Source organism: Allobaculum fili, from assembly GCF_020969955.1.
Lineage (GTDB): Bacteria > Bacillota_I > Bacilli_A > Erysipelotrichales > Erysipelotrichaceae > Allobaculum > Allobaculum fili.
Genome location: NZ_JAHDSX010000156.1, coordinates 1 through 257 on the forward strand (window position 1 = coordinate 1; position 257 = coordinate 257).

A 257-nucleotide genomic window follows, 5' to 3' on the forward strand; every position below is an offset into this window, starting at 1 on the left:
TAGAAATCCATGGGCATCGATCTTGAAATGCTTCCTGAAAATCAGAGTTCATGTCACAGGCAACAGCTTGAACATGACTCATCCATTCAATACCCGCATGATCAATAAAATCGTATACGACCTGTTTTTACTTGCCTCTGGCAATCCAAAGAACATGGCCGGTTTCCAGATCGATGATATGGGTGGCGTATTTATGGCCGTTATGAAGCTTGAATTCATCGATAGCCAGATATCGACTGCAGGTATCGGGTTTCTTC

General features: G+C 43.2%; 1 pseudogene. It reads right to left on the reverse strand.

What is annotated here, in order from left to right:
• Positions 1 to 257: pseudogene (locus tag Afil_RS10890) on the reverse strand (transposase); the annotation flags it as partial.